We start from the raw sequence: 23031 nt of genomic DNA on the forward strand, positions 1-23031 counted from the left end.
AAGCCGGCAGTGGCGCCGGATCTGCAACTTGACTGGTTACGTGTTCCCATCGAACACACCATCAGTCTATGGTGTAGCACCCATAAGGAACACGGTATTCACCTAGCCGTGCAAAATTAGACACTTGCCCCGAGCAGCCTCCGAGAGGACTTTCGGATCGATCGAACGGCCAATCCATCGGCGGTTTTCGGCGGATACGCAAACAAAGGACAGGTCGAATGCTCTCATTCGCCTGTCCCTGTTTTGAATCTTTTAAACCCGCTTACATGGATAAGGAATCCAGCAGCATATAGATCATTTTGGCCGCTTCCGCTCTCGTCACATGGTTTCCGGGACGGAACGATCCGTCGGGGTAGCCGCTGATGATTTTTTTAGCGAAGGTTGCTTGAACGGCCTGCTGAGCCCAGTCCGGAATATCCTTTTGGTCGGTGAAGCCTGCTATCTCCTTGGTCCTGTTAGCTGAATTCTGTTCCAATATTCTGGCGAGCACAACGACCAGCTCCGCGCGCGTAAAAGGCTGCTCCGGTTTAAACCACGGGGCGCCCTTCTCCTCATAGCCTTGAATGATTCCGGCCTGCACGGCGTCCGCAATCGCGTCCTTTGCCCAATCGGGCACCGAATCGCGATCGGCAAACCGGGTCGGCGTTCCGCTTGCTTTCAGGGCGAGCGCATCCGCAATCATTTTCACCAATTGGGCCCGGGTTACCGTCTGGTCCGGCCGGAAGGTACCGTCCTCGAAGCCATGGACGACCCCCATCCCCAGCAAGCGATCCACGTAGATTGCCGCCCAGTGGCCGGTCATATCAGAGAAGCTCGTCAGACGGGTCGAGAAAACGGCGATCTTGGCAAAACGTTTCGATTCCGCCGTAATTTGACCGTTCCCGGTGACGCTGCCGCCAAGATATATCCATCGGGCAAAGGTTTCATTGTAATAGTATACCGCCGGTTTCGAGCCTGCCCCGACCTTGGACGCATCGTACGTCAAAGTGAGCTTAAGCGGCTGCCCCACGAATGGACCCGTCGTGCTGGCGAACTCCACGATGGAGCCTAGACTCTCCCTCCCCGCTGTCGAAGGCGATTCGCCTGCCTTTACGACGGCCACCTTAACCGTGCCGTCTTTCGGAAGCGCACCTGCGGGAATCGTTACGGAAGCTACTCCGTTCAACTCCACCGTACCTCCCCGGGATGCAATGATTTCCCGCTCCACGCTTTGGGGTTTTTGCGGAACGGTTGAAGCGGTTGACGGCGCCGGGGCAGGGCCCGTTCCTCCGCCGGAAGAACCGTAATTCGTATCACTGCTGCTCTCCGAATTGGCAGCCCGCACGGTCACGTTCACGGCAGCGGTATAGCCACCATATGCAACGGCAATGATAGCCTGCCCTTCCTGCTTCGCCTGAATCAATCCGTCCGCCGTAACGGTGACCGCGGTCGTATTGCTGCTCGAGTAAGACGTACCATAGGTGGCCGCCGTCACATCCTTCGCCGTGCCGTCGGATAGCCGCACCGTCACTTGGAGCTGCCGGCTGACCGTGCCGCCCAGCTTCAGTTCCACCGCTTTCGGCGCTGCCGAAATATCCGTTACACTGACGGACGGTGGCGGCACATCGGCTTTCTCTACTGCTACCTGCACAGTATCGGAATAGCTTCCGTTCGTAACGGTAACGGTAGCCCGCCCTTCCCGCTTCGCCTGAACCAGCCCGTCTGCGGTGACGTTCGCGACATTCGCATCGCTGCTGCTATACAACGTGCCGTAGGTGGCCGCCGTCACATCCTTCGCGGTGCCGTCGGATAGCCGCGCCGTCGTTTGTAGCTGCTGGACGATCGTACCGCCCAGCTTCAGCCGCACCTCTTTTGGCGCTGCCGAGATGCCCGTCACTTTAACGGTCGGAGGCGGCACATCGGCTTTCTCTACTGCTACCTGCACGGTGTCGGAATAGCTTCCATTCGTAACGGTAACGATGGCCTGCCCTTCCCGCTTCGCCTGAAGCAGCCCGTCTGCGGTGACGACGGCGACATTCGCATCGCTGCTGCCGTAGAGCGTGCCGTAGGCGGCCGCCGTCACATCCTTCGCGGTGCCGTCGGACAGCCGCGCCGTCGCTTGAAGCTGCTGGACGACCGTACCGCCCAGCTTCAGCCGCACTTCTTTCGGCGCTGCCGAAATCCCGGTGACAACCGGTTCCGTTCCGTACTCTATCGAAGCCTGCGCTTTCATATAGTCATCCCAGTTTGGAAAAACGCTGAACGAATACGTTCCGGGAGCGGGATTCGTCAGCCCGGCATTCGCGCTTACCGCAACGGTTACGTCGCCGAGTAAGGGAATATCCTTGGGTATGCCTACCATAAGGATGTGAGTAAAGCCGGAGTAGCTCACACTTTGAGCAGGTAGCCCATTAACGGTGACAGAGCTTGGATTGATACCGGACGGTACTGCTATTTGCGGCGGAAATACGATCGTAACCGTATTCCCGTCATCTGCCGACAACGGCACGTTCGTCTGGAAATGAAACGCATACGGCACTTGAGACGCTCCTGCCCATTTCACACCTGCAGTTACGGTGAAATTCTGAACGGTAGGCGGCGCAATCAACAGCGGCACGGTAGCAGGCTTGGTCGTTCTGGAAGTGGTTACCTGCATATCGTATGTTCCGTATTTTTGATCGAACCGGTTCGGCAGCTGAAATACAAGATGATAGTCCGGCTCGAGATAATAATTAGACGGCAGTATGAATTGCAGTTGGTTATCGGCTAAACGGGTTATCGAGGCAGCGGTACCGTCCAGTTCCAACCCCTCGGACGGCCACTCCAACCGAATGTCGCCGGGAGAGACGGACGGATCTGTCAATAACGTTCCCGGAGGACTGGTAACGGTGACGGTGTCACCCGCCTTCAAAATCGTCGGACTGGTGAACATAAACCTCAAATTGCCGGTAGGCTCTATGGATATATAGCCCTTGTCCCTTGATGGGTTATCGGCCAAGGAAGCGCCCGACGACGAAATGATGCCGATCCGCCGGGTAGCCGGCAGTGGGTCTACGCTGGTGGACAAAGTGAAATCGTAATATCCGGGCGAAGCGGGGTTTTTGATTTGTGCCGAAGCATCGATATCGATAGCAGCCCCGGAGTAGCTCGGCAGCGCGACGGACGGCTGAAGAATCAACTGATTGCCGTTCACAACCGCAGAGGAAGCCGCCGTACCGTTAATTTTTACGCTGTATGCGCCGATTGAAGCAGGCAGGCTCATTCCCTGCGGAAACGCGATCGTGATCCTGGCATTGTCCGCAGGATCGATCTTTTGCATAACGGTGAACTTAAAGTGATACCCCGTCGTGGTCGCGGTCGCATACGTATCGGCATCCGGGTAATAATTCGCAACGCTGCGCATGTATATGCTGTGCTGTGCCGTCAGCGGAGCGGTGTTGGAGGATGCGGCGATAGCGAACTCCTCGATTCCAGGAGAGCGGTGATGGTAATCGGGCGTGATCAAGAAATTCGCCAAGCGAATGTCCACGCTCGCACCGGCCGGTACAATTTTGGATAACCGGAAAGCCAGCGCCGGATGCCAGTCCGGAGACAATTGCGTTGTCACGGCATCGAACAGGCTGTCCGCCGCTCCACCTACGGTAGATTTCACACTGGCGGCGGGAACGGCAACATTGGGCGACCAGAAGAAGCCCGAATTGCCTAAGAAATTGTATTGATAAGGCAGCTGCACTTGAATCGTATCTCCGGCTTGCAGCTCTTCGGCGGGCGAAAATGCGAAGTGATAGACGGGGGTCTCCTTCGTATAATTTCCCGAACCGAGCCAGTAGCCGCTGTAATAAACCGTATCCTCGGCCGTAACCGAAAACTGATTGAACGAGCTGCCGCTTAAGCCGGAGCCGCTCGCCCTGGCAGGAGCGTCCCAGACCAAAGCAAGGAGCGCGGCAATAAGCGCATAAGTCATAACGATGCGCAGAGGCATAAGTTTTTTTTGTAACCAAGCTGAAACCATTGGCATTCTCCTTTATGTGTTGGATAAATCCATTTATCAATCTACCAGCCTTCATTTAAAACTGGTTAAAAAAAATGTCTATGCGAGAATATTTTTCGACATGCGGTTAGGGGCAAGAGTGGAGCTTTGACGGAGGCTTCGTCCGGAAGGGAATTAAAAAACGACCGCCCGGAACGGGACAGTCGTTGCGTTGTGGCTTATAGATACGGGTTGTGCTCGCGTTCGTAGCCGATCGTCGTCCGGCTTCCGTGCCCAGGGTAGACGATCGTCTCATCCGGCAGCTTGAACAGCTTGTCATGAATCGAATCCAGCAGATCCTGCTGATCGCCGCCGGGCAGGTCGGTGCGTCCGACCGACAGCCGGAACAGCACGTCGCCGCCGAACAGATGATTTCCATAGAGCAAGCTGACGCTTCCGGGGGAATGGCCAGGCGTATGCAGCACTTGGAAGACGAGACCGAGCAGCTTAAGCTTCTGCCTGTCGTCCAGCGCATACTCCGCCGGGTCGGTCGTGATCGGCCCGCCCAGCTCCGGCCACATCACGGAGCCGTTGCGCTTCGGGTTCGTCAGCCAGTCGGCTTCCGCATCGTGCAGGTACACGGGACAGCCCTTCAGACGCCGCACGGCGTCTACGCCTCCGATATGATCGAAATGAGCGTGCGTCAGAACGATCGCTTCGATCTCCATGCCCTCGATCCGCTTGAGCAGCGGCTGCGGGTCCATCCCGGGATCGATGACGAAGCCGCGGTTCTCCCCAGGCAGGGAGACGAGATAAGCGTTTGTTTGCAGCTGCCCGAGCGGGAAGGTTTCGATTTTGATTTGCTTCGTTTCCATACGGTGACGAGCTCCTTTACATATTACGTCGGGTGTCGGACTAGAATGTGGACAGCAACTCGCGCAGTTCTTTCACGATCACCGTCTGATAGCCGGTTCCTTCGCCGTACTGCTTGACCATTTCCTGACGGGCGATCTGGATTTTGTCGTTGTAATCCGGCGCTTCGCGGTCCGGGTTCTCCTGCTTGAATTTCGTCATGACCGCCTGCACATTCACCGGGCGCGGCCCCCAATGACCGAGGACGAAACCGCTGAAATCGGTAAAAATGATGATCGGAATCGCTTCTCCGCCGCCGGTCAGGAACTGAGCCATCACATCCGGATGCTCTTCCTTGATCAGCACCTCCGTCGGAATGCCGGAGATTTCGAGCGCGCGGAACACGGCAGGAACGTTGCGCACCACGTCGCCGCACCAGTCCGCCGCAAGGATAAGGCAGCGAAGATCGTCGCGGTTATTGAGCGATTCGAAAAATTCCTTGTCCTCTTCGCTTTCCCATACGAACAGATCGTACCACTCTTTGAATTTCTCCTGATTTTTCGTCATGCCGTCCGTAAACTGCTGCGGGGACAAGCCTTGGCGCAGCTTGGCGCTCAAGTTTTTGCTCATAACGTTTCTCCTCCTTCGGAATGTTCACACTATGGTTCATTGTACCAAAAAAAAGAGTCCGCTCCAATCAAAAGGAGACGGACCGGGCACGCTATTTGCTGTTGTCTTTGATCAATTTTTCGATGGACGCTACCTCGGCGGCGCTTAACGTCCGCTTCGGCTTGTACGTCTTGATGTGATGGACGAGGCGGTCCAGCTTGAGCGTCGCAAAAGCAGGGCTCGTCCCGACAAGACGGCAGTTCGGGTGGGTGAAGCATACGATGCCGACCAAATCGGCCTGTATCCGGTGCTGCTTGAACAGCTCCTTCAGCACGTACTCATGCCGGTACAGCTGCGCCGTCGGATCTTGACTGTGCGGCTCGTCTTGCTTTCCGCGGTCGGAATGCGGTTTGACGCGTTCGACCCCTTGACCGGTAAAATGGATATCCCCCGACCAATGCTTCGAGTCGATATGAAACACTCCGTTGGGTCCGACCACGATATGGTCGAATTCCTGCGTACCGCCGCCTGCATGGACGCGGCGTCCGTGCAGAACGCGGTACTCCGCGCCGATATATTTGAGCTGATGGGCCGTGCTTTTCTCGCCTTCCACGCCATAGCCGTTGTTCGTGTCGGCGCGGTGGCCTTTTTTGCCGCCGGACTTTTTGCGGGTCAGCACTTTCCATAGCATATACAGCACAACAATGACGGCAACGATGATCAGAGCAGGCTTCGTATAAGGAGCGGCGGCTACACCGATTTGCTCCCAGTTATCCCCGAGCTTCCGTCCAAGGTAAACGAACAGAATCGCCCAAGGAATCGTACCGAGAAGCGTATAGAACAAAAACTTCCACATAGGCATCCGCGCCATGCCCGCCGGGATGGAAATCGCCTGCCGCAGCACGGGGACGAAACGGGCCAGAAACACCATGCCGGGACCGTACTTGTTGAACCAGCCCTCCGCAATATCGAGATGCTTGCTTTTCAGATGGAGAAACTTGCCGAATTTGTTCAAGGCCGGTCTACCGCCGTAACGCCCTATCCAATACAAAATCACTTGTTGAAACAAGCAGCCGATCGTGCCGAATACGATAGCGCCGACCAGAGATACTTCGCCGCGGGAAACCAGGTACCCTCCGTAAGCGAGGACGATTTCGCTCGGAATCACTTCAAGCATCAAGCCCAGCAAAATTCCCCATACGCCCAGCCCTTCAATAAACAGAAGCGCCGATTGAATCAAGTCATGCAGCATTGCTCAGCCCTCTTCCTCTCCGAATACGTATTGGTCCGTTCTCTCTCTCAACCTATCCTATTCTATCATAACCTCTTTCATGCCGCACCCCAGCAAATATCGGTACAGCAGCTGCGCCGCCCGGCTTGCCTCACGCGGCTTGTGGCGGATTAAGCCGTGGCAGATCGGCTGCCTGCCGAGCAGCGCGCACTCCGCCAGCAAGCCGGCCGCCAGCTCCGCCGTTACGGCGGAACGCGGGACGAATGCAAGCGCCCAGCCACTGCATACGGCGCGCTTGATCATGTCCATCGAGGCGAATTCCGCCCGCCCCGCCGGGGCCGTACGCTGTGCGGCAAGCTGAGCCTCGGCGGCCTGCGAGTACATGCAGCGTTCGCCGAAGCCGGCGATGCGCATCCGGCGGATCGCACTCCAGCCCTCGCGGCCGATACCCTCCGCCTCGCGCGGCGCGGCGATCCACAGCAGCTCGTCTTCGAGCAGCGGGTCGAACGTGAGATCCGCGGTGCAAGGGTCTGCGGGAACAAGCCCCATATCGGCCTTCCGCGACCGGACGGCTTCCAGCGTCTCTGCCTGAAAACCGGCTTCGACCTGCACGTCGATGTCCGGATAAGCGTCCATGAACGAGCGGAGCGGTCCCCACAGCGCAGACGCGGCGAAAGATTCCAGCACCCGCAGCCGTACGGTTCCCCGGGGAGCGCCCTCTTCGTTCATTTCTTCCTCCAGCTCGCGGCCGAGCTGCATAAACCGGCGCGCGTAGACCTCCAGCCTACGGCCCGCTTCGGTAAGCTCCACGCCGCGGGGAAGCCGGTCGAACAGCTTCTGTCCAGCCGCTTCCTCCAGCTGGCGCATTTGCGAGGTTACCGTGGACTGCACATAACCGAGCCGCTCGGCGGCTTTGCTGAAGCTTTTCTCTTCATGCACGGCTAGAAACGTCACCAAAAAACGGCCTTCCAATTTTTCAATCATACCTTATACGAGCTCCTTCTCCACAGGTTTCGTGAACGGTCGAAAAATTGCGGAAACAAAATATAGGTATCGATAAATAAAATTGATAATATCGATAACATTCGTTTCACAAATGGATCACTTTCATGCTAGCATAACGTTAATCATTTCGTCCAGAACGACTGGATAAAGGAGAATGCCCCATGAATCCATCCTCGACAACGCCGTCCGCGATGCGTAAAGGAATCGCCTACGGGCTGCAGGGAGCCGGCGCGTTCTTTGCCGTGCTGGCCGCTCTGCTGCTCGGGCAATGGAGCGAAGTCGCTCTCCTGATGGCTCCCTTCGGAGCCTCCTGCGTGCTCGCTTTTGCGGTCCCCGACAGCCCGCTTGCCCAGCCGCGCAGCATCGTCGGCGGCCATCTGCTCAGTACCGCCATCGGGCTTGTGCTGCTGCACACGGCAGGCTTTCACGCTTGGTCCGCCGCGCTTGCTCTGGGGCTGGCCATTATGGCGATGCAGTGGACGCGTACACTGCATCCGCCGGCCGGCGCCGATCCGCTCCTCGTCATGATGGCTGGTTCCGCCTGGAGCTTCTTATGGAGCCCGGTGCTGCTCGGCTCGCTGCTGATCGTTGCCGTCGCCTGGGGCTACCACTGGGTATGCCGCCGCACGTATCCGCAGCGCTGGCTTTAAGCCCGGCCCATCGACAAACAAAAACAGGTTTCGACACGGATGCTTTGTCCGTTTGTCGAAACCTGTTTACTTTTTTACATGTCAGACTTATAATTGTTGTGACAATTAATTTGGAATAAAGGAAGTGTTGCGATTGAATTCTAACCTGCACGAATGGTCGATCGGCTTCATTATCGGCCAAACGCACCGGAAGATGCTGAACGTATTGACTTCGCGGCTGAAAGAGCACGACATGACGCCGGAACAGTTTTCGGTATTGTGCCGCTTGCATGAATCGGACGGCATCAGCCAGAAAGAAATCGCCGACCGTACGGTGAAAGATCAGCCTACGACCGCTCGCATCCTGGACTGTCTGATCCGCAAAGAACTGGTGCGCAAGCAAACGAGCACGACGGACCGGAGATCGTTTCTCGTCTATCTGACGGAGCAAGGCCGGCATAAGCTCCAAGTGCTGATGCCGATCGAACGGCAAACGCTCGAAGACATTTTCTCTTGGATGTCCGAATCGGAGCTCGAAGCCTTCAGACAGACTCATTTTCGGCTGATCGCCCATCTGGATACTCTACTGAAACTTCAAGACTAGGAGAACCGCTTCATGAAGGAACAACACGACATACCCGCTTCAAAATTATGGACCCGGGACTTCGTCCTGCTTACGGTCAGCAATTTATTTTTGTATTTGAATCTGCAAATGATCACTCCGTCGCTGCCCGCCTATGTCACCGAACAGTTCGGGGCGGGCCAGTGGACGGTCAGTCTGGTCATCAGCCTGTTCGCTTTAGCGGCCATCGTCACCCGCTTCTTCGCCGGCGCCTGGCTTAAACGCGGGCGGACCACGCTTATCCTGCTGCTCGGCCTTACCGTCTATATGCTGGCAACGGCGAGCTATTATGCCGCCGGAACGCTGGCTTTATTTCTGCTCATCCGCATCTTGTACGGCATCGGATTCGGCGTGTCCAGCACAGCGTTCGGCACGATGGTGTCCGATATCATTCCAATCCGGCGGATGGGCGAAGGGATGGGCTACTTCGGCCTGTCGACGAGCCTGTCGATGTCGGTCGCGCCGGTTATCGGGCTGTGGCTGCTCGGCAGCTACGGGTTCAGCACGCTGATCCTCGTCTCGACGCTGCTCGCGATCCTGATTATTCCGCTGTCGCTGCTGATCCGCAGCACCCCATCCGCTTCGAAGCCGGCGGCCGCCCCTTCACTGGCCGCTGCACCGGATACGCGCGGAACGTACAGACGGGTGGCGCTGCCCTGTTTTCTGAACATGCTGCTCTCGATTACGTACGGGGGCTTGATCAGCTACCTCGCCTTGTTCGGCAAAGAGGTACATATCGGGAACGTCGGCTGGTTCTTTCTATGCAACGCCGGAGCGGTGCTGCTGGTTCGCCCGGTCGCCGGCAAAATTTTCGATAAAAAAGGCCATTTCGCCGTCCTGCCTCCCGGCGCGCTCATGGTAGCCGTCGGACTCGTATTGCTATCCTATACATCCGGCATGACCGGACTTCTCGCCTCGGCGTTGTGCTACGGTATCGGCTACGGCATTTTGCAGCCTTCGCTGCAGGCCTGGACCGTGAAGCAGGTAAGCCCGGAAATGCGTGGTACAGCGAACGGAACGTTCTACAACTCGATCGACCTCGGGATCGCGCTCGGCTCCCTGCTGCTGGGCGGCATCGCTTCGGGGACAAGCTATTCCACGATGTATCTGCTGTCGGCGCTGGCGATGCTTCTGTTTCTGGCCATCTACGTCTCGGGTACGCTGGTCAAAGGCAAGCCCCAAGCCCCCGCGCTGCGTAAATAACCGAGTGCCGCAATTGAGTTGCCTGCACCAAAAGGATCGCCTTCTATTCGGCCAACAGCCGGGAGGGCGATCCTTCCTTTTATCCATGCTTACAGGATGGCTAGGAACGTTCCTCAACGGTCGTGGTCAAACGAATCGCCCCGTCGTCTTTTCCAAGCGCTTCCCGGTTTGAAACCGATCCTGCATGTTCAGACAAGCACTCGAATATACTCGTACAAACGATCCGAAACCGAAGGGGATGCCGATGACGAAGGTATATGTGCTGAGCCAAAAGGGACTGAAGGGATTGAAAATCGGAGCCGCCGCCGTGCTGCTGGCCGGTGCCGCGCTGCTCTTCTGGGAACGCGAAACGATCCGGGCCGCGATGAGCCCTTCCGGACCCGAACGGACGATCCAGCTCGTGACCGGCGAGTTCAAATCGACGACATCGGACGGCAAAACGATCGAAGCTTACCGCTGGGACCCGGGCACAATCTATATGAAGAAAGGCGAGCGCATCCGGCTCAGCATCTACGGCGTCAACGGCGCCAGCCATCCTTTTATCATCGAAGGCCTTAACATCAAAGGAGAGGTAAAAAAAGGAAAAGAAACCGTCATTTCCTTTCGCGCCTCGAAACCGGGCATCTACCGGATCATCTGCTTGACCCATCCCGATACGGCGCACAACGGACCGATGGTCGGCTACCTGGTCATCGACGAGTAGACGCCGCCCCTTTTTCAAAATCCGCCGTCGCCAGTACCCGCCCGCCCTTCTTCCGCATAGCATAATGGCAGGAAGGAGATGCCGCTATCGATGAATCCAGCAAACCAAATGAAGCACAGCCGGCCTTACCCGTCCGCCCGGCAAATTCGCCGCACCTGCAGCCGGGAGCTGTACCGCGCCCGCAAAAAGCTGGGACGTTACATCCCTCAGCCAGCAGTAGCGCAGGCAGAGGAGCTGTATTACAAAAAGGTGCTGCTGAACCTGACTTACATTTCGGAACACGCGGACAATCGCAAGGTGCTGGCCGATTGGTTCGACGAGAACGTATGCGGCGAAGTCGCCGCCTTATGGGAAGTGGAATCGGACGCTTTGGCCAAAGCGTTCCGGGACTCGTTCGGGGGCTGACGCCAAGCGGGTCCCTCTTTTTTTTATCCGCCCGGCAGCAAGATTGCATAACCGTCCTTCGGAAGACAAACAATACCTTTGTTTACCTGAAAAGGAGGTACGAAGGGAATGGATGTCGTAATTCGCAGCGGACGGGGAATCGGACTGCTGGCCGTCCTCTTGACGCTCCTGATCGCGGGATGCGGCGAGGAAAAACCGGTCAAAGTCGGGATAGAAAGCAATTTCCGCCCGTTCACGTATACCGAGGACGGAGAAAACAAGGGGTTCGAAGTGGAGCTGTGGAAAGCGATCGCACAAAAAGCGAACCTGCAATACGAGCTAGTTCCGATGACGCAAGGGGAACTGAGCAAAGCCGTGAAATCCGGCCAAGTGGACATGGCGATCGCGGGGATGACCGTCAACAAAGCCCGCAAGGATAACTTTGCGTTTTCCGATCCGTATTTTCAGACCGGGCTGGTCCTGCTTACCGCTTCGGACAACGAGGAAATTAAAAACAAGGACGATCTGACCGGGAAAGTCATAGGAACCAAAAGCGGCTCGACCTCTTATATTTATGCCGGCGGAATCCAAGGCACCAAAGAGGTCAGGGGCTATCCCGATATCTCGGATGCTTACACCGACTTGAAAAATAAAAAGCTGGACGCGGTCATTTTCGACGAGCGCAACGTCCATCATTTCCTGCAAAACGATGGGGAAGGCAAAGTGAAGATGGTCGGGGAAGTGCTGAACAAAGAAAGCTACGCCGTTGTCACGAAAAAGAAAAACAAGCACCTCGGGAGAATCAACGGCGCAATCGAAACTCTCGGCAAAGACGGAACGTACGAAGCTTTATACGTGAAGTGGTTCGGCAGCAAGCCTAAGAAGCTGCCGGGTCAGTAGTCCTTTCAGGCCGCGATCCGCGGCCTCTGAGTGTCGAAAAAGTGATCAATTGAGGTAATAGGGGGTGGGGTATCTACTTCCGGTCGCTCTTGTCTGCAGGAAATTTTCATTAGAATCCGCTTAACAGCGGGTATTTCCCGCAGACAAAGGCGAACGCTATCGCTCCTCCAGTAGATACCCCACCTCCGTATGTTTCTCTATTTCAATTAAAAACCTCTTTCTCAACAGCCTGAGGCCCGCGATTCGCGGCCTTTTCTCATTTATAACCGGAAGCCAGCGCTTCGATCCGGTCCGACGGGTACACATGGGTCCCTGGGATGCCGCGGAGCGCCGCTTCGAGCATGCCCTTGGCCACCGTTCGCGCGGCGATCGGCTTGTACGGCCGCAGCGGCCCGCGCATGGCAAAACCGGCGGCTCGGGACAGAAGCGCAGCCATGCGCTCCCCGAAGCGGACCTCTTCCCGCTCGCCAAGCAGCAGCGAAGGACGGAAAATATGCAGCGACGGCAGCCCGAGCGTCCTAAGCCCCTCTTCGGCTTCGCCTTTGACCCGGCTGTAAAAAAAGGCCGACTGCTTGTCCGCTCCGATGGCCGTGACGATGAGAAATTGCGCGGCACCCGAGACGGACGCCAGCCGGCCGAGCTCCATCGGATAGCCGTAGTCGACCTTACGGAATTGCTCCTGCGTCTTCGCCTTCTTGATCGTCGTCCCGAGGGCGCAGAACACGTCGGCACCCTCGAAGCCGGCAGCTGCCTCGTCAGCCAGACGGTCGAAGGAAATGACGCGCTGTTCGAGCTTCGGATGCCGGATTTCCGAGGCGGTCCGTACCAACGTGACCACCCGATCGTAAGCGGAATGCGCCAGAAGCAAGTTTACCAGTTCGCGCCCGACAAGACCTGTGCTCCCTGCAACGATGGCATGCTTGGCCATAGTTTCGCCTCGCCTTCCTATGGTTATCGAATTGCAGCAACAAAGCCGGCGACCTAAAAACCGTTCAATGGTAGGCCAACAAAGCGACCGGACCGTTCGGATTGAGAATATCGGCGACTTCCGTAAAAGGGATTTCAAAAGTCGGAAAACCGTAGACATACGGCGTATATTCATACAATTGAAAATAGATGCCGATGGCGCGGTCCGTCAAATAAAAATCTTGATCGGGACGGATCGAACGAAATTCCGTGAGCATCGGAAAATCCTGCTCCTTGAACCTGCGGCGAATAATGGCCGACAGCCGGCGGACATAATCGCTTCCCGGCTTGAACAGGTCCTTTAATTGATACTCCGTACCGTCCCGCAAATTAAACGTCTGCGAGCTCTGATAAGTAATGCCGTGCGCCGCTCCCTGAGCGTACCCGTAAACGTCGTACAGCAAGCTGAGCAGGCCGTTTTTATGCAGCTTGACCTTATAGCTGCCCGATACCGTTTTGGTCGGGTCCTGCACGAAGCCCTGCATGCGGATCAGCTTGTAAATAGCGTCCAGAATCGAATGATTGACGATCCGCTGGACGAGCCGGTTTTGAAGTCCCAGCACCTGCGGATATTTCACGTCAAGTCTGGGCTTCGCCAACCGGCGGGTCACGATACGCTCCCGCCTTGCCCGTTCATGCTCCTCCCATTCCACTGCGTCCCCGCCTCCTTAAGCGCCTCCAAGGCCGATGACCCCAGTATATGCAGGCTTTCGCCCGGAGGTGAAAAGGCAGGTCCCGCTCCTGAACGCGTGGCGTCCGATCAGCCGTCTCCCGGCGGACTGGATTCCCATTCGACCCGGTTGCGGCCGAGCTGCTTGGCCCGGTATAGCGCTTTGTCACCTTCTTCGATCATTTGCTCCAGCAGCAGTTTCGCATCCGCCCCTTCGTCCAAGCCTGTGCACGCTGCGCCGCCGATGCTAACCGTTAGCGCGATGCGTATGCCGTTCGCTTCATAAGGCTCTGCGGCAACGGTCCTGCGGATTGTCTCCGCCAAGGCTCCGGCCTGCACCGCGCCCAGGCGCAGCGCAAGCACCATAAATTCTTCTCCGCCGTACCGGGCGGCTAATTCGTCGCCTCCCGTCTGCCTCTGCAGCACGCCCGCCACATGCCGCAGCACCCGGTCTCCGATCAAATGGCCATGCGTGTCATTGACCTGCTTGAAATAATCGATGTCGATTAACAATACCGAGCAGGGATCCCCCGCTTCCAAAGCCCGAAGCAGCCGATGGTTGCCGTTCTGCATCATATACCGGCGGTTGTACAGTTCGGTGAGCGGATCGATCATAGCCGACTCCTCGAGCAGCTTGACCGTCGTTTTCAGCTTACGGCTCATCAGGTTGTACGTATCGCACAGCTCCTGAAGCTCGGCAGGGGCATGCTTAAAGACGGCATGGTCGATGCGGTACCCATATTGCCCTTCTTTGATGATGCGGGTGCCCTGCAGCAAAAATTCAAGCGGACGTTCAATCCGCCGCGTGAGAACAACGATACCGCTGAAGCTCAGGATCAGCGTGGCCAACGTTATGGCAATGAAAACAAACATCAGCCTGTACAAGTTTGCATACAGTTCCTTCTTGCTCACTTCGCCCACCAGAAGCCAGCGGTGGCCGGCTATCCATTGATACGACCCGAACACGCTGTCTCCCTTGTAGTTAGCATACGCCTCCTTCGAGACCGATTGCACCGCTGCCCGGCGCGTAATCTCCGTCGAGATCTGCCGCGGGTTCGAGCGTATATCGTCGATAAAGCGCGGCTTCGTCACCGGCACGCCTACCCGGTCGAGGAGATAAAAATCCGCCGTCTCCCCGGAATTCAGGGAACTTACCACACGCTGAATCGTCTCCAGCTTGACCGAGCCGAGCAGCAGCCCGGTCCATCGTCCCTCCTGGTCATAAGTCGGGGCGGAGAAAATAATGACCGGTTCGCCGGATGCTTTGCCGATGATGACATCGGACATCGACGATTTGCCCTGTTTCGCAGCCCAATAGTAATCGCGCTCGTTGACCTTGACACCCGTAGCCGAATTGGTATCCACTTCCGTGACACCGTCTGCGTTCACATAGGATAGCGAAGAGAACTCTCTCTGCAATACGGTGAAATCGCGGAAAATTTCCTCCATCAAGGGCTTGTTCAGCTTTCTGACAGCGTCATCCTCGGCAAACAGACGCATATCCAGCGTCCGCTCCTGCACCCACCGCTCGATGAACAACGTCTGCAGGTTCAGCTTATCCGATAAATTATGCAGCTCCTCCGCCTGAATCTCCTGTTGATACAATATATAAAAGGCGATGTTGATCGAAAGCCCGAGCATGAGAATGGCCAGCGCAATCCATAGACGAAAACGCTGCTTCACCGTCCGGGGCCGCATGAAGTGAATCATGGACCCTCTCCTCTCCCAAGTAATGTCCCCAACAAATTGACATTGTACAAACCTGTATTTTTTTTTATACTTTAGAATGCATTATTTGTTTCGGTCCGCCAGTATTTAACTTGACGTCGTAAGGAGAATTTGCTCGTGGAACTGCCCTCATTCGATATGATTTTGTTTCTCGTTATTGTCGGGTTCGCCGCCGCCTTCATCGACTCCGTCGTGGGTGGAGGAGGACTCATAGCCGTTCCCGCGCTGATGTTCACCGGGCTTCCGACCAATATGGTGCTCGGAACGAACAAGCTGGGGGGAACGCTATCCTCTTTAACCAGCACCGTCTCCTTTTTATTTTCCGGCAAAATTAACGGCAAGCTGGTGCTGCTCCTGTTTCCGCTGTCCTTCATCGGATCGGCTCTCGGCACGTATACGATCCATCTGGTGCCGTCCACCTTCTTGAAGCCGCTGGTGGTCGGTCTTCTGATCGTCATTCTCATCTATACGCTGCTGAAAAAAAACTGGGACGGATCGGGACAGCAGGTCCGGTTCACGTTCGCCCGCGGGCTTGCGACGGCGGTATGCGCGTTCGCTTTAGGTTTTTACGACGGATTTTTCGGCCCCGGCACCGGCTCGTTCCTGCTCTTTCTATTTCTGATGCTGGGATTTGATTTCGTAGGCGCTTCGGCCAATGCCAAGGTGCTCAACCTCGCCAGCAACATCGCTTCCTTGGCGTCGTTCTTCTGGTTAAAGTCGGTGCATCTCGGCTACGGTCTGCCGATGGGCTTGTCCATGATCGCCGGCTCGCTTGTCGGCTCGCAGGTTGCCATCCGCAAAGGCTCCAAGTATGTGAAGCCGCTGTTTATCGGAATTACCGTCATCTTAATCGGCAAGCAAATTTGGGATATGCTATAAACGCCGCAGAGAGGTCGTTACGCCTGAGGAAAACAGGCTTGCGACCTCTCTGCATAGCATTCGACATTTTCCTTCCAAATCCCTCTTTTTCTCATCCGCCAAAGACCATGCATGTTGACAGATGATCCGTCGGCCAAATTTGCCTCTTCTGATTGCTGGTCAACTCGGCGTACGGATCGCGCACCACATGCGGATCGCTCACCGGACGAAGGTCCTCCCATACGCATTCGACGCCTTTCCCGCTCGCTTCCCCCGCATACATGCGGCAGCCGCTGCAAAAAGCTTGTTTTTGTTCATCGTCCAGCTTCACGACTCTATTCCGCAGACAGCAGTACACCTGGCCGTCCGGATCGCTCAGATTGATATGTCTCACTTCTCTCACGTGCATGCTCCTTTCCATTGAACACTAAAAAGGTAATACCCATTATATATGCGGACGAACCGGGATATGTGTAATTTTTAAAAAAAGATGGTTGATCCGGAAGCAAAGTTGATCTATAATGAACTCAACCTAATTATCGTTAGTTAGGAAGGTGTTTGTTATGACAGTTCACAAAATCAAGGCATCCGCGCTGCGGCTCTTCTCGCAGAACAGCTACGACGCGGTGCCGCTATCGGAAATCGCCAAGGAGGTCGGGATCAAGACGCCTTCGCTCTACGCGCATTTCAAGAGCAAGGAAGAGTTGTTCCTGGCCGTCTACGACGATTGTCTGGCCGAGCACGCCTCCCGTGTCCGGCAATTGACCGAGAAGCTGACCGGGCTCGACACAGAGCAAAAACTGCGGACGATTCTGCATGACGTGTGCCGCACCTACTTGCTTAGCGAGGAATATTCGACCTTTCTTAAGCGGACGATGCTGTTCCCGCCGAATTCGCTGCAGGAGGTGCTGCGCGATCGGTTTGCCGCATCGGAGGAGCAGCTTACCAGGCTGCTGCAAAAGGTTTTCGAGGAGGGTATGGTCTCAGGCGTGCTGCGACGCGAGCGCTCCGAGGATTTGATCGCCTCGTTCTACTGCCTGCTGGACGGTTCGTTCCTGCAGCAGTTCTATTATCGGCCCGACGACTGGGAGCATCGGCTGACGGCCGTTTGGGGAATCTATTGGAAAGGTATTTCGGAAGACAGAACATCCTAGAGGAGAGCGATTTATTATGGCATGGGTTTATTTGACGATTGCAGGGGTTATGGAGGTCGTATGGGCGATCGGCTTAAAATATACGCAAGGCTGGACTCGGCTTTGGCCGAGCGTCGTGACAATCGCAGGAATGATTGTCAGCTTTTATTTTCTGTCTCAAGCGCTCAAGACGCTGCCGATCGGCACGGCTTACGCGATATGGACCGGCATCGGCGCGTTAGGTACGGTAATTGTGGGGATGTTTTTTCTCGGCGAGCCGCGCGATCTGCTGCGGGTTCTCTTCCTGCTGTGCATCGTCGGCGGCATCGTCGGCTTGAAGGCAACGGCATAATCTCATACGGCGTACGCCAAAAGGCAAAGAGCCGCTGTCTCCAAAACGGAGCGGCGGCTCTATTGCTGCGGGACGGCATCCGGCGGCGCATGGCACAGCGGCCGTGCGGATAGGCCGCCTTTTTTCATGCTTCTTCTCTGATCTGCGGACAAGCCGCTTCCTCCGGCGGGAATACGCTACGGATGGCCGAGACGACTTCTCTGGCCATGTTCATGACGCGGAATAAGGAAGTGCTTTGCAGGATCGCGTATTTTTGCCCGGCATCTACATTGACGATCCCGGCAATCGAGTAGTCGCCGACGTGCGGGAGCTGCTTGCCGACCGACTTGCCCGGCTCCAGCGGACGGTTGGATACCTGGTACCAGGCTAATGAGGCGGCCTGGCCGAGACAAGCGTCGATCGCAATCACGGTTTTCCCCTGCGGAATTTCATTCAGCCGCTCCCGCATATTGCTTGCATCGAACGGATGGGCAAGCGTACCGACCACATGCGAATACCCCGCTTCCTGCAGCATCGTCCCGGCCAACGGTCCGAGGGCGTCGCCCGTCGAGCGGTCGGTGCCGATGCACAGAAACACCAAGTCTTCCGCCGTCAGGCCGCGCGTTCGAATCATGCGCAAAAAATCGGGCAGCTCGGCAGCCTTCAGCTTCTTGCGGAATAACGGCTGCGCCTGCTCATTCGTCATTGCGTTTCCCCTTTCCGTTGTTTTTTATATAGTAGCATACTGCATAGGAATACCGCTTTCAATATTTGTTCCGACAGCTCTAGACATGCTATAATTCGGACAAAGCAAGGTGAGCGCAAATACAGCTCAGAATCGGCGGAAGGCAGGGATCAACCCGATGGGGGTCATGGACATATGGGCGCTGGCGGCGCTGGCTTACTGGCTGTTCATGCTGTGGGACACGCTGCGGGCGCGGCAATGGATGCTGAAGCTTCCCCGCTCGGAGCCGGAACAAGCGGGATGGAGAACGGGCAGGACTCCTCAGGACGGCAAAGAATCCGAAGCGCCTCTTGTCTCGATTATTATCGCGGCGAAAGAAGAGGAATCTTCCATCGTCGAAACGGTGAAGCATCTGCTCGGGCAAACGTACCCCCGGATCGAAATCATCGCCGTGAACGACCGGTCGCAGGATACGACCGGACGCAAGCTGGATGAGCTGCGGCGGTGGTCCGAGGGACGCGCCGGCATCGCGGTGCCGCTGCGGGTCATTCACATCACGTCGCTGCCATCCGGCTGGCTTGGCAAAAACCATGCGTTGTATCAAGGCTATTTGCAGGCGCGTGGCAAATATTTGCTGTTCACGGACGCCGACGTGCAGTTCGAGCCGGGAACGGTGGAGGATGCGGTCCGCTTCCTGCAGGAGCAGCAGGCCGATCATGTGACGCTGGCCCCCCGGATGCTTGTCCGCGGTTTATGGCTTCGGACGTTCGTACAATTTTTCTTTTTTACACTCAGTCTCTTTATCCGCCCGTGGCGGGGGAACGACGATTTCCAGCACCGGCACGGGATGGGAATCGGCGCCTTCAATCTGATCACGAGACAGGCGTACGAGCGGATCGGCACGCACCAAGCCATCGCGCTGCGGCCGGACGACGATCTTCAGCTCGGCCGGAAGGTCAAGGAAGCCCGGCTTCGGCAGCGGCTCGCTTCCGGCACGGAGCATATTGCCGTCGAATGGTATACAAGCCTTGGGGAGGCCATTCGCGGCCTGGAGAAAAACTTGTTTTCAGGCTTCGGCTACCGTTTAAGCTTCGCGGCTCTCGGCGTGCTAGGTCAGCTTGCGCTGTTCTTGTTCCCTTGGGCAGGGATGCTGCTTCTGTCCGGCCCGGCGGCCTGGGGCTTCACTCTGTCGGTCGCGCTGATGCTCGCTGTCTATTTTCTGCTGATCCGCTCGATCACCGGGGAAGGCGGATTCGAGGCGCTGCTGATGCCGCTGAGCGTCGTTCTATTATGCTATATCGTCACCCGTTCGGTCTGGCTGACCTTGAAGCAAGGCGGGATTTATTGGAGAGGCACCTTCTATTCCCTGAAGGAGCTCAGGCGCATGAAAGCCCGCGATGGTTTCGATTGATTCGCGCTTATTGTCCAAATTCGCATATTTCCAATTTATATAAAAGGAGCTTGTCAACATGATCTTGGAAGTCATTGCCACGAGCGTGGCCGATGCAATTATTGCCGAAAAAAACGGAGCGGGACGAATCGAGCTCATTTCCGGCATCTGCGAAGGCGGCGTAACTCCTAGCTATGGACTTATTGAACAAGTTGTCGCTTCGGTCAGCATTCCCGTTAATGTCATGATTCGCCCGCACAGTAATTCGTTCTGCTACGACGAATGGGACCTCGAAACGATGCTGACGGATATTCGGACAGTGCGGCGTCTCGGCGCCGCCGGAATCGTAACCGGCTGCCTAACGCCGGAACGCAAGGTCGATACGGAGCTGCTCGAGAAGCTGCTGGCCGAGGTCGGCGAATTGTCGGTCACCTTTCACCGGGCGATTGACGAAACGGACGATCTGGAAGGCATGCTGCACGTGCTCGCCCAATATCCGCAAATCCACCGCGTGCTGACGTCCGGCGGCAAGTCGAGCGTGCTGGATGCCCGGGATGAGATTCTCCGGCTGCAGGCCGTCGAGCTGTCGCGTCCGATCGCCATTCTCGCAGGCAGCGGGCTTAATCTCCAATCGCTGGCCTCGTTTATTCGGGATACCGGCGTACGCGAGGTACATATGGGCACCGGCGTGCGCCGCGGGAACCGTGCGCAGGATAAGGTCGATCCTGAGCTCGTACGGGCGGCGGCGGATATCGTCGCAGGATTTTCCAAGTAAGACGCTTCATGCTATGCATCACAGCCGTGCGGCACAAGCCGGACGGCTTTTTCCTATGCAGATGTGCAGGAACCAAGCATGGCCCCCCACCTCAGTCCTTCCATCCCCAAGCGGTCCCGTCTCTCGTACCCTCGACAAACTGCGACGACAAGAGCTATCTTTTTCGAATCAGGCTAGTTCGAAGCTACCATTTTATGAGAAGCTATTGAAAATAGGAGTTTCATCCTGTAGCCTTGATATAAATAGGAAAATATAGTTATTTATTCAATTATTTAGATCGAAGAAACTTTTTTTGCGATTGAACGGGTGGCCACCTTTCAATACATAACAACAGGACATGACAAAACGAACTTTTTGTCGGAGGTGTTGTGTGCCATGGAAAAAAAAATCGTGAAAGTTTTATCGTTTGCTTTATTGTTAGGCGCCATTACGACGTCGTCGGCGTTTGCGGGAAAGGAACAGTCGGGAGTCATTATCCATAAGGACGCGATTGGCGGGTCCGTCCTGTCCAACATGCCCGGAGCCGTATACGCGACGCCGGAGGAGCAAGCGCTCCAAAGCCAGCAAGCTTCTTTCGAAGCGCTGCTGCCGAACCTGAAGAACAACGGTTTGAATGCGGCTGCCGCAGAACGTCGCTACGATACGGAAAATAACCCTATTCTGATCGGCTACTGGAATCCGAACGAGTGCGGCAGCAACAAGAAGGACACGTACGCCCGGCATACGATCGGCGAGCTGCAAAATTCCTCCGGCGGCAAATTTTTGCTCAGCTACGGCAGCGCCACCTGGTATAATACGTCGGGAAAAAATGCGCTGCCTTACCGAAACGGTTCCAGCACAACAGGGCAAAATACGGTCGATGTCAAAATGAACATCAACTTCACCATTCGGGATGTGGATAAGGACAAGGCGTCGACGATCAAGCGCAACGATTTCGGTCCGAACCAATGCCCGGGCAGCCGCTACGTGAAGGTCATCGCCGACCTGGACAAGACCGTGTTTAAAGATCTCCACGGGAACACAAGCGACGGCGTGTTTTACTCCAGAACTTTGGTGCCGTTGGAAAACTGGAATCCGTAATATTTGACGGGTCGTCCGCATTTATTCAAACATAAACCGTTTCACGGCCGATTGCAGCTTTACCGGTGCTCCTTTTCTTGAGGAATGATGGAACAGGAGCACCTTTTTTTTCGAATGGTTTACGATTATTTCAGGCTGGGGTGGAATTATGGGGTCTAAGCAAACGGTAAACCGCTTCCATATCATCGCGTTAATTTTAATCCTTATTGTCGGTCTTTCGTGGATCGTGCACCTGTTGATCACGAGCATCCAGGGTCAGAAGGGCGCTCAAGACTATAAAGGCTGGCTTGTGGGCATTACAGCCGACGGAACGGGGAGCCAGCTTGTCGCTTATCATCCGGAGCCGGTAGAGAGCAAGACGATTTTAAAGCTGCCGAACGTGACTCCGGACAACTTCGGGGTGATCAGCTCGGACGGGACGAAAGCCGCCTATACCCAATGGAACGAGCAGCAGACGGTCAGGTATCTGGTTGTTCAATCGCTGACAAGCTCCAAGCAAAGCGTATTTTTCGACAACCTCCCTGTGATGAACGAAATCAAGACGATCTCGTGGTTCCCCGATCACCGGAGGATCTTGTTTGTCAAAAGCGACCAAACCACCCATGTCGACCAGGAGATCGGCGTGCTGGATACAGGCAGCGGGAAAGTCAAGACCTTGGTCAAGGGCGGAAATTGGCTGGTCAAGCGAGCGGAAGAAGAGAACGGGGAAGAACGGATGAAGTTTTATAAGACCCAAGACGAATTGGATCAAATCGTCAAAACGTACGGAGGGAAGCCGGTTCCGCTCGACGACGCCGGAGGGTATTTGATGGTCGAGTTTGCCGCGCCGGTCCTTTCCCCCGACGGGAATCGGATCGTGTACAGCGCCACGTTGAACCGCAATTATGCCAAAGGAGAAAATGTTCCGCTATGGCTGGCCTCAAGCCTGTGGGTTTATGACCTGACGAGCGGTCAAAATAAAATGATCTATTCCCCTTCCGACCGTTCGGCCATCGGGAAAGCCATCTGGACAACGGACGGCAGCCATGTCGCCTTCATCAGCTACACCGGGGCCAACGGGGAAGGCGGTGCGATTGAATATATGGATCTGGCTAGCGCGAATGTCAAAACGATTTTCCCGCCGACTGCCGAGCATCACAATAACGTGAACCTGATTGCGCTGGACCGCAACGAAATTTCTTTTATTTCCGCGCCAAAGTCGGGGAGCTTCAAGGATGCGAAAAGGTGGATTTTGAACCCGGAAACGGGAGAAAAGCGGTTGATGCCGGTCCAATTCAAGGGGCAAAACGCGCTGCTGCGAAATTTTTCAAACGTACAGTAGGGTAATT

At 56.0% G+C, this 23031-nt stretch carries 23 protein-coding genes and 1 pseudogene; 13 read left to right on the forward strand and 11 right to left on the reverse strand.

The features are described 5' to 3' along the window. Positions 1-262: 262 nt before the first annotated feature. The 6 genes and pseudogenes from ET33_RS18320 to ET33_RS18340 form a co-directional block, all read right to left on the reverse strand. Complete coding sequence (locus tag ET33_RS18320) at positions 263-3991, reverse strand: S-layer homology domain-containing protein (RefSeq protein WP_036684868.1); 3729 nt, start codon at positions 3989-3991, stop codon at positions 263-265. A 197-nt stretch (positions 3992-4188) separates the two neighbouring features. Beyond that, entirely contained in the window at positions 4189-4824 is a 636-nt protein-coding gene (locus ET33_RS18325) for an MBL fold metallo-hydrolase (RefSeq protein WP_036684871.1), read from the reverse strand. Positions 4825-4864: 40 nt separating this feature from the next. After that, a complete protein-coding gene (locus tag ET33_RS18330) occupies positions 4865-5431 on the reverse strand; it encodes a thioredoxin family protein (protein ID WP_036684873.1) in 567 nt (188 codons plus the stop codon). 91 nt (positions 5432-5522) lie between these two features. Further along, positions 5523-6089 carry a nuclease-related domain-containing protein gene (locus ET33_RS39775; protein ID WP_235206757.1) on the reverse strand — a complete coding sequence of 189 codons (567 nt, stop codon included), beginning with the start codon at positions 6087-6089 and terminating at the stop codon, positions 5523-5525. Beyond that, positions 6072-6662 (reverse strand): annotated as a pseudogene (locus ET33_RS39780) (DedA family protein); the annotation flags it as partial. The pseudogene ET33_RS39780 and the gene ET33_RS39775, both read right to left, overlap by 18 nt. Positions 6663-6719: 57 nt before the next feature. Next, positions 6720-7625 carry a LysR family transcriptional regulator gene (locus ET33_RS18340; RefSeq protein WP_036684875.1) on the reverse strand — a complete coding sequence of 302 codons (906 nt, stop codon included), beginning with the start codon at positions 7623-7625 and terminating at the stop codon, positions 6720-6722. Positions 7626-7807: 182 nt separating this feature from the next. Between ET33_RS18340 and ET33_RS18345 the strand changes: the two genes are divergently transcribed. The 6 genes from ET33_RS18345 to ET33_RS18370 all read left to right on the forward strand — a co-directional run bounded on the left by ET33_RS18345 (position 7808) and on the right by ET33_RS18370 (position 12087). Further along, the gene (locus ET33_RS18345; protein ID WP_036684878.1) at positions 7808-8296 is read left to right on the forward strand and encodes an HPP family protein; all 489 of its coding nucleotides are present in this window, start codon (positions 7808-7810) and stop codon (positions 8294-8296) included. Positions 8297-8429: 133 nt separating this feature from the next. Then, the gene (locus ET33_RS18350) at positions 8430-8879 is read left to right on the forward strand and encodes a MarR family winged helix-turn-helix transcriptional regulator (RefSeq protein ID WP_036684880.1); all 450 of its coding nucleotides are present in this window, start codon (positions 8430-8432) and stop codon (positions 8877-8879) included. A gap of 12 nt (positions 8880-8891) precedes the next feature. After that, positions 8892-10100, forward strand: coding sequence for an MFS transporter (locus ET33_RS18355; protein WP_036684882.1), 1209 nt, complete (start codon positions 8892-8894; stop codon positions 10098-10100). 244 nt (positions 10101-10344) lie between these two features. Beyond that, a complete protein-coding gene (locus tag ET33_RS18360; RefSeq protein WP_036684884.1) occupies positions 10345-10803 on the forward strand; it encodes a cupredoxin domain-containing protein in 459 nt (152 codons plus the stop codon). A gap of 90 nt (positions 10804-10893) precedes the next feature. Continuing rightward, positions 10894-11208 (forward strand): hypothetical protein, encoded by a 315-nt coding sequence (locus ET33_RS18365; protein WP_036684887.1) that lies wholly within the window; start codon positions 10894-10896, stop codon positions 11206-11208. Positions 11209-11316: 108 nt separating this feature from the next. Then, the gene (locus ET33_RS18370; protein WP_036684889.1) at positions 11317-12087 is read left to right on the forward strand and encodes a substrate-binding periplasmic protein; all 771 of its coding nucleotides are present in this window, start codon (positions 11317-11319) and stop codon (positions 12085-12087) included. A 256-nt stretch (positions 12088-12343) separates the two neighbouring features. On the opposite strand, the gene ET33_RS18375 is transcribed toward ET33_RS18370, so the two are convergent. The 3 genes from ET33_RS18375 to ET33_RS18385 form a co-directional block, all read right to left on the reverse strand. Next, on the reverse strand, positions 12344-13015 hold the full coding sequence (locus tag ET33_RS18375; protein WP_036684892.1) for an oxidoreductase: 672 nt from the start codon (positions 13013-13015) through the stop codon (positions 12344-12346). 64 nt (positions 13016-13079) lie between these two features. Then, entirely contained in the window at positions 13080-13706 is a 627-nt protein-coding gene (locus ET33_RS18380; RefSeq protein ID WP_036684894.1) for a DUF3298 and DUF4163 domain-containing protein, read from the reverse strand. A 107-nt stretch (positions 13707-13813) separates the two neighbouring features. Further along, positions 13814-15433, reverse strand: coding sequence for a sensor domain-containing diguanylate cyclase (locus ET33_RS18385; RefSeq protein ID WP_036684897.1), 1620 nt, complete (start codon positions 15431-15433; stop codon positions 13814-13816). 135 nt (positions 15434-15568) lie between these two features. Here ET33_RS18385 and ET33_RS18390 point away from each other — a divergent pair, with 135 nt between their 5' ends. Further along, positions 15569-16330: a sulfite exporter TauE/SafE family protein gene (locus ET33_RS18390; RefSeq protein WP_036684900.1), complete on the forward strand. Its 762-nt coding sequence runs from the start codon at positions 15569-15571 to the stop codon at positions 16328-16330. A 91-nt stretch (positions 16331-16421) separates the two neighbouring features. On the opposite strand, the gene ET33_RS18395 is transcribed toward ET33_RS18390, so the two are convergent. Then, positions 16422-16712, reverse strand: a complete 291-nt coding sequence (locus tag ET33_RS18395) for a hypothetical protein (RefSeq protein WP_036684903.1) — start codon at positions 16710-16712, stop codon at positions 16422-16424. Between the two features lie 160 nt (positions 16713-16872). On the opposite strand from ET33_RS18395, the gene ET33_RS18400 reads away from it, so the two are divergent. Continuing rightward, positions 16873-17463, forward strand: coding sequence for a TetR/AcrR family transcriptional regulator (locus ET33_RS18400; RefSeq protein ID WP_036684905.1), 591 nt, complete (start codon positions 16873-16875; stop codon positions 17461-17463). A 16-nt stretch (positions 17464-17479) separates the two neighbouring features. Beyond that, positions 17480-17794 (forward strand): quaternary ammonium compound efflux SMR transporter SugE, encoded by a 315-nt coding sequence (gene sugE / locus ET33_RS18405; protein WP_036684908.1) that lies wholly within the window; start codon positions 17480-17482, stop codon positions 17792-17794. 124 nt (positions 17795-17918) lie between these two features. Here the strand turns inward: sugE and yyaC are convergent, their stop codons facing one another. Beyond that, on the reverse strand, positions 17919-18479 hold the full coding sequence (yyaC, locus tag ET33_RS18410; RefSeq protein ID WP_036684910.1) for a spore protease YyaC: 561 nt from the start codon (positions 18477-18479) through the stop codon (positions 17919-17921). 109 nt (positions 18480-18588) lie between these two features. Between yyaC and ET33_RS18415 the strand changes: the two genes are divergently transcribed. From ET33_RS18415 to ET33_RS18430, 4 genes are all read left to right on the forward strand, one after another. Beyond that, the gene (locus ET33_RS18415) at positions 18589-19869 is read left to right on the forward strand and encodes a glycosyltransferase (RefSeq protein ID WP_235206750.1); all 1281 of its coding nucleotides are present in this window, start codon (positions 18589-18591) and stop codon (positions 19867-19869) included. A 58-nt stretch (positions 19870-19927) separates the two neighbouring features. Next, complete coding sequence (locus tag ET33_RS18420; RefSeq protein WP_036684914.1) at positions 19928-20623, forward strand: copper homeostasis protein CutC; 696 nt, start codon at positions 19928-19930, stop codon at positions 20621-20623. Positions 20624-20998: 375 nt separating this feature from the next. Next, the gene (locus ET33_RS18425; RefSeq protein ID WP_036684917.1) at positions 20999-21703 is read left to right on the forward strand and encodes a hypothetical protein; all 705 of its coding nucleotides are present in this window, start codon (positions 20999-21001) and stop codon (positions 21701-21703) included. 148 nt (positions 21704-21851) lie between these two features. Then, positions 21852-23024, forward strand: coding sequence for a TolB family protein (locus ET33_RS18430; protein WP_036684920.1), 1173 nt, complete (start codon positions 21852-21854; stop codon positions 23022-23024). Positions 23025-23031 lie beyond the last annotated feature (7 nt).

Source organism: Paenibacillus tyrphae, assembly GCF_000722545.1.
GTDB lineage: Bacteria > Bacillota > Bacilli > Paenibacillales > NBRC-103111 > Paenibacillus_G > Paenibacillus_G tyrfis.

What these genes read in the sequence shown, in the direction of transcription:
- ET33_RS18320 (WP_036684868.1), bottom strand. Translation starts at nt 3,991, where the DNA reads ATGGTTTCAGCTTGGTTACAAAAAAAACTTATGCCTCTGCGCATCGTT.
- ET33_RS18325 (WP_036684871.1), bottom strand. Translation starts at nt 4,824, where the DNA reads ATGGAAACGAAGCAAATCAAAATCGAAACCTTCCCGCTCGGGCAGCTG.
- ET33_RS18330 (WP_036684873.1), bottom strand. Translation starts at nt 5,431, where the DNA reads ATGAGCAAAAACTTGAGCGCCAAGCTGCGCCAAGGCTTGTCCCCGCAG.
- ET33_RS18340 (WP_036684875.1), bottom strand. Translation starts at nt 7,625, where the DNA reads ATGATTGAAAAATTGGAAGGCCGTTTTTTGGTGACGTTTCTAGCCGTG.
- ET33_RS18345 (WP_036684878.1), top strand. Translation starts at nt 7,808, where the DNA reads ATGAATCCATCCTCGACAACGCCGTCCGCGATGCGTAAAGGAATCGCC.
- ET33_RS18355 (WP_036684882.1), top strand. Translation starts at nt 8,892, where the DNA reads ATGAAGGAACAACACGACATACCCGCTTCAAAATTATGGACCCGGGAC.
- ET33_RS18360 (WP_036684884.1), top strand. Translation starts at nt 10,345, where the DNA reads ATGACGAAGGTATATGTGCTGAGCCAAAAGGGACTGAAGGGATTGAAA.
- ET33_RS18365 (WP_036684887.1), top strand. Translation starts at nt 10,894, where the DNA reads ATGAATCCAGCAAACCAAATGAAGCACAGCCGGCCTTACCCGTCCGCC.
- ET33_RS18370 (WP_036684889.1), top strand. Translation starts at nt 11,317, where the DNA reads ATGGATGTCGTAATTCGCAGCGGACGGGGAATCGGACTGCTGGCCGTC.
- ET33_RS18375 (WP_036684892.1), bottom strand. Translation starts at nt 13,015, where the DNA reads ATGGCCAAGCATGCCATCGTTGCAGGGAGCACAGGTCTTGTCGGGCGC.
- ET33_RS18385 (WP_036684897.1), bottom strand. Translation starts at nt 15,433, where the DNA reads ATGATTCACTTCATGCGGCCCCGGACGGTGAAGCAGCGTTTTCGTCTA.
- ET33_RS18400 (WP_036684905.1), top strand. Translation starts at nt 16,873, where the DNA reads ATGACAGTTCACAAAATCAAGGCATCCGCGCTGCGGCTCTTCTCGCAG.
- sugE (WP_036684908.1), top strand. Translation starts at nt 17,480, where the DNA reads ATGGCATGGGTTTATTTGACGATTGCAGGGGTTATGGAGGTCGTATGG.
- yyaC (WP_036684910.1), bottom strand. Translation starts at nt 18,479, where the DNA reads ATGACGAATGAGCAGGCGCAGCCGTTATTCCGCAAGAAGCTGAAGGCT.
- ET33_RS18420 (WP_036684914.1), top strand. Translation starts at nt 19,928, where the DNA reads ATGATCTTGGAAGTCATTGCCACGAGCGTGGCCGATGCAATTATTGCC.
- ET33_RS18425 (WP_036684917.1), top strand. Translation starts at nt 20,999, where the DNA reads ATGGAAAAAAAAATCGTGAAAGTTTTATCGTTTGCTTTATTGTTAGGC.
- ET33_RS18430 (WP_036684920.1), top strand. Translation starts at nt 21,852, where the DNA reads ATGGGGTCTAAGCAAACGGTAAACCGCTTCCATATCATCGCGTTAATT.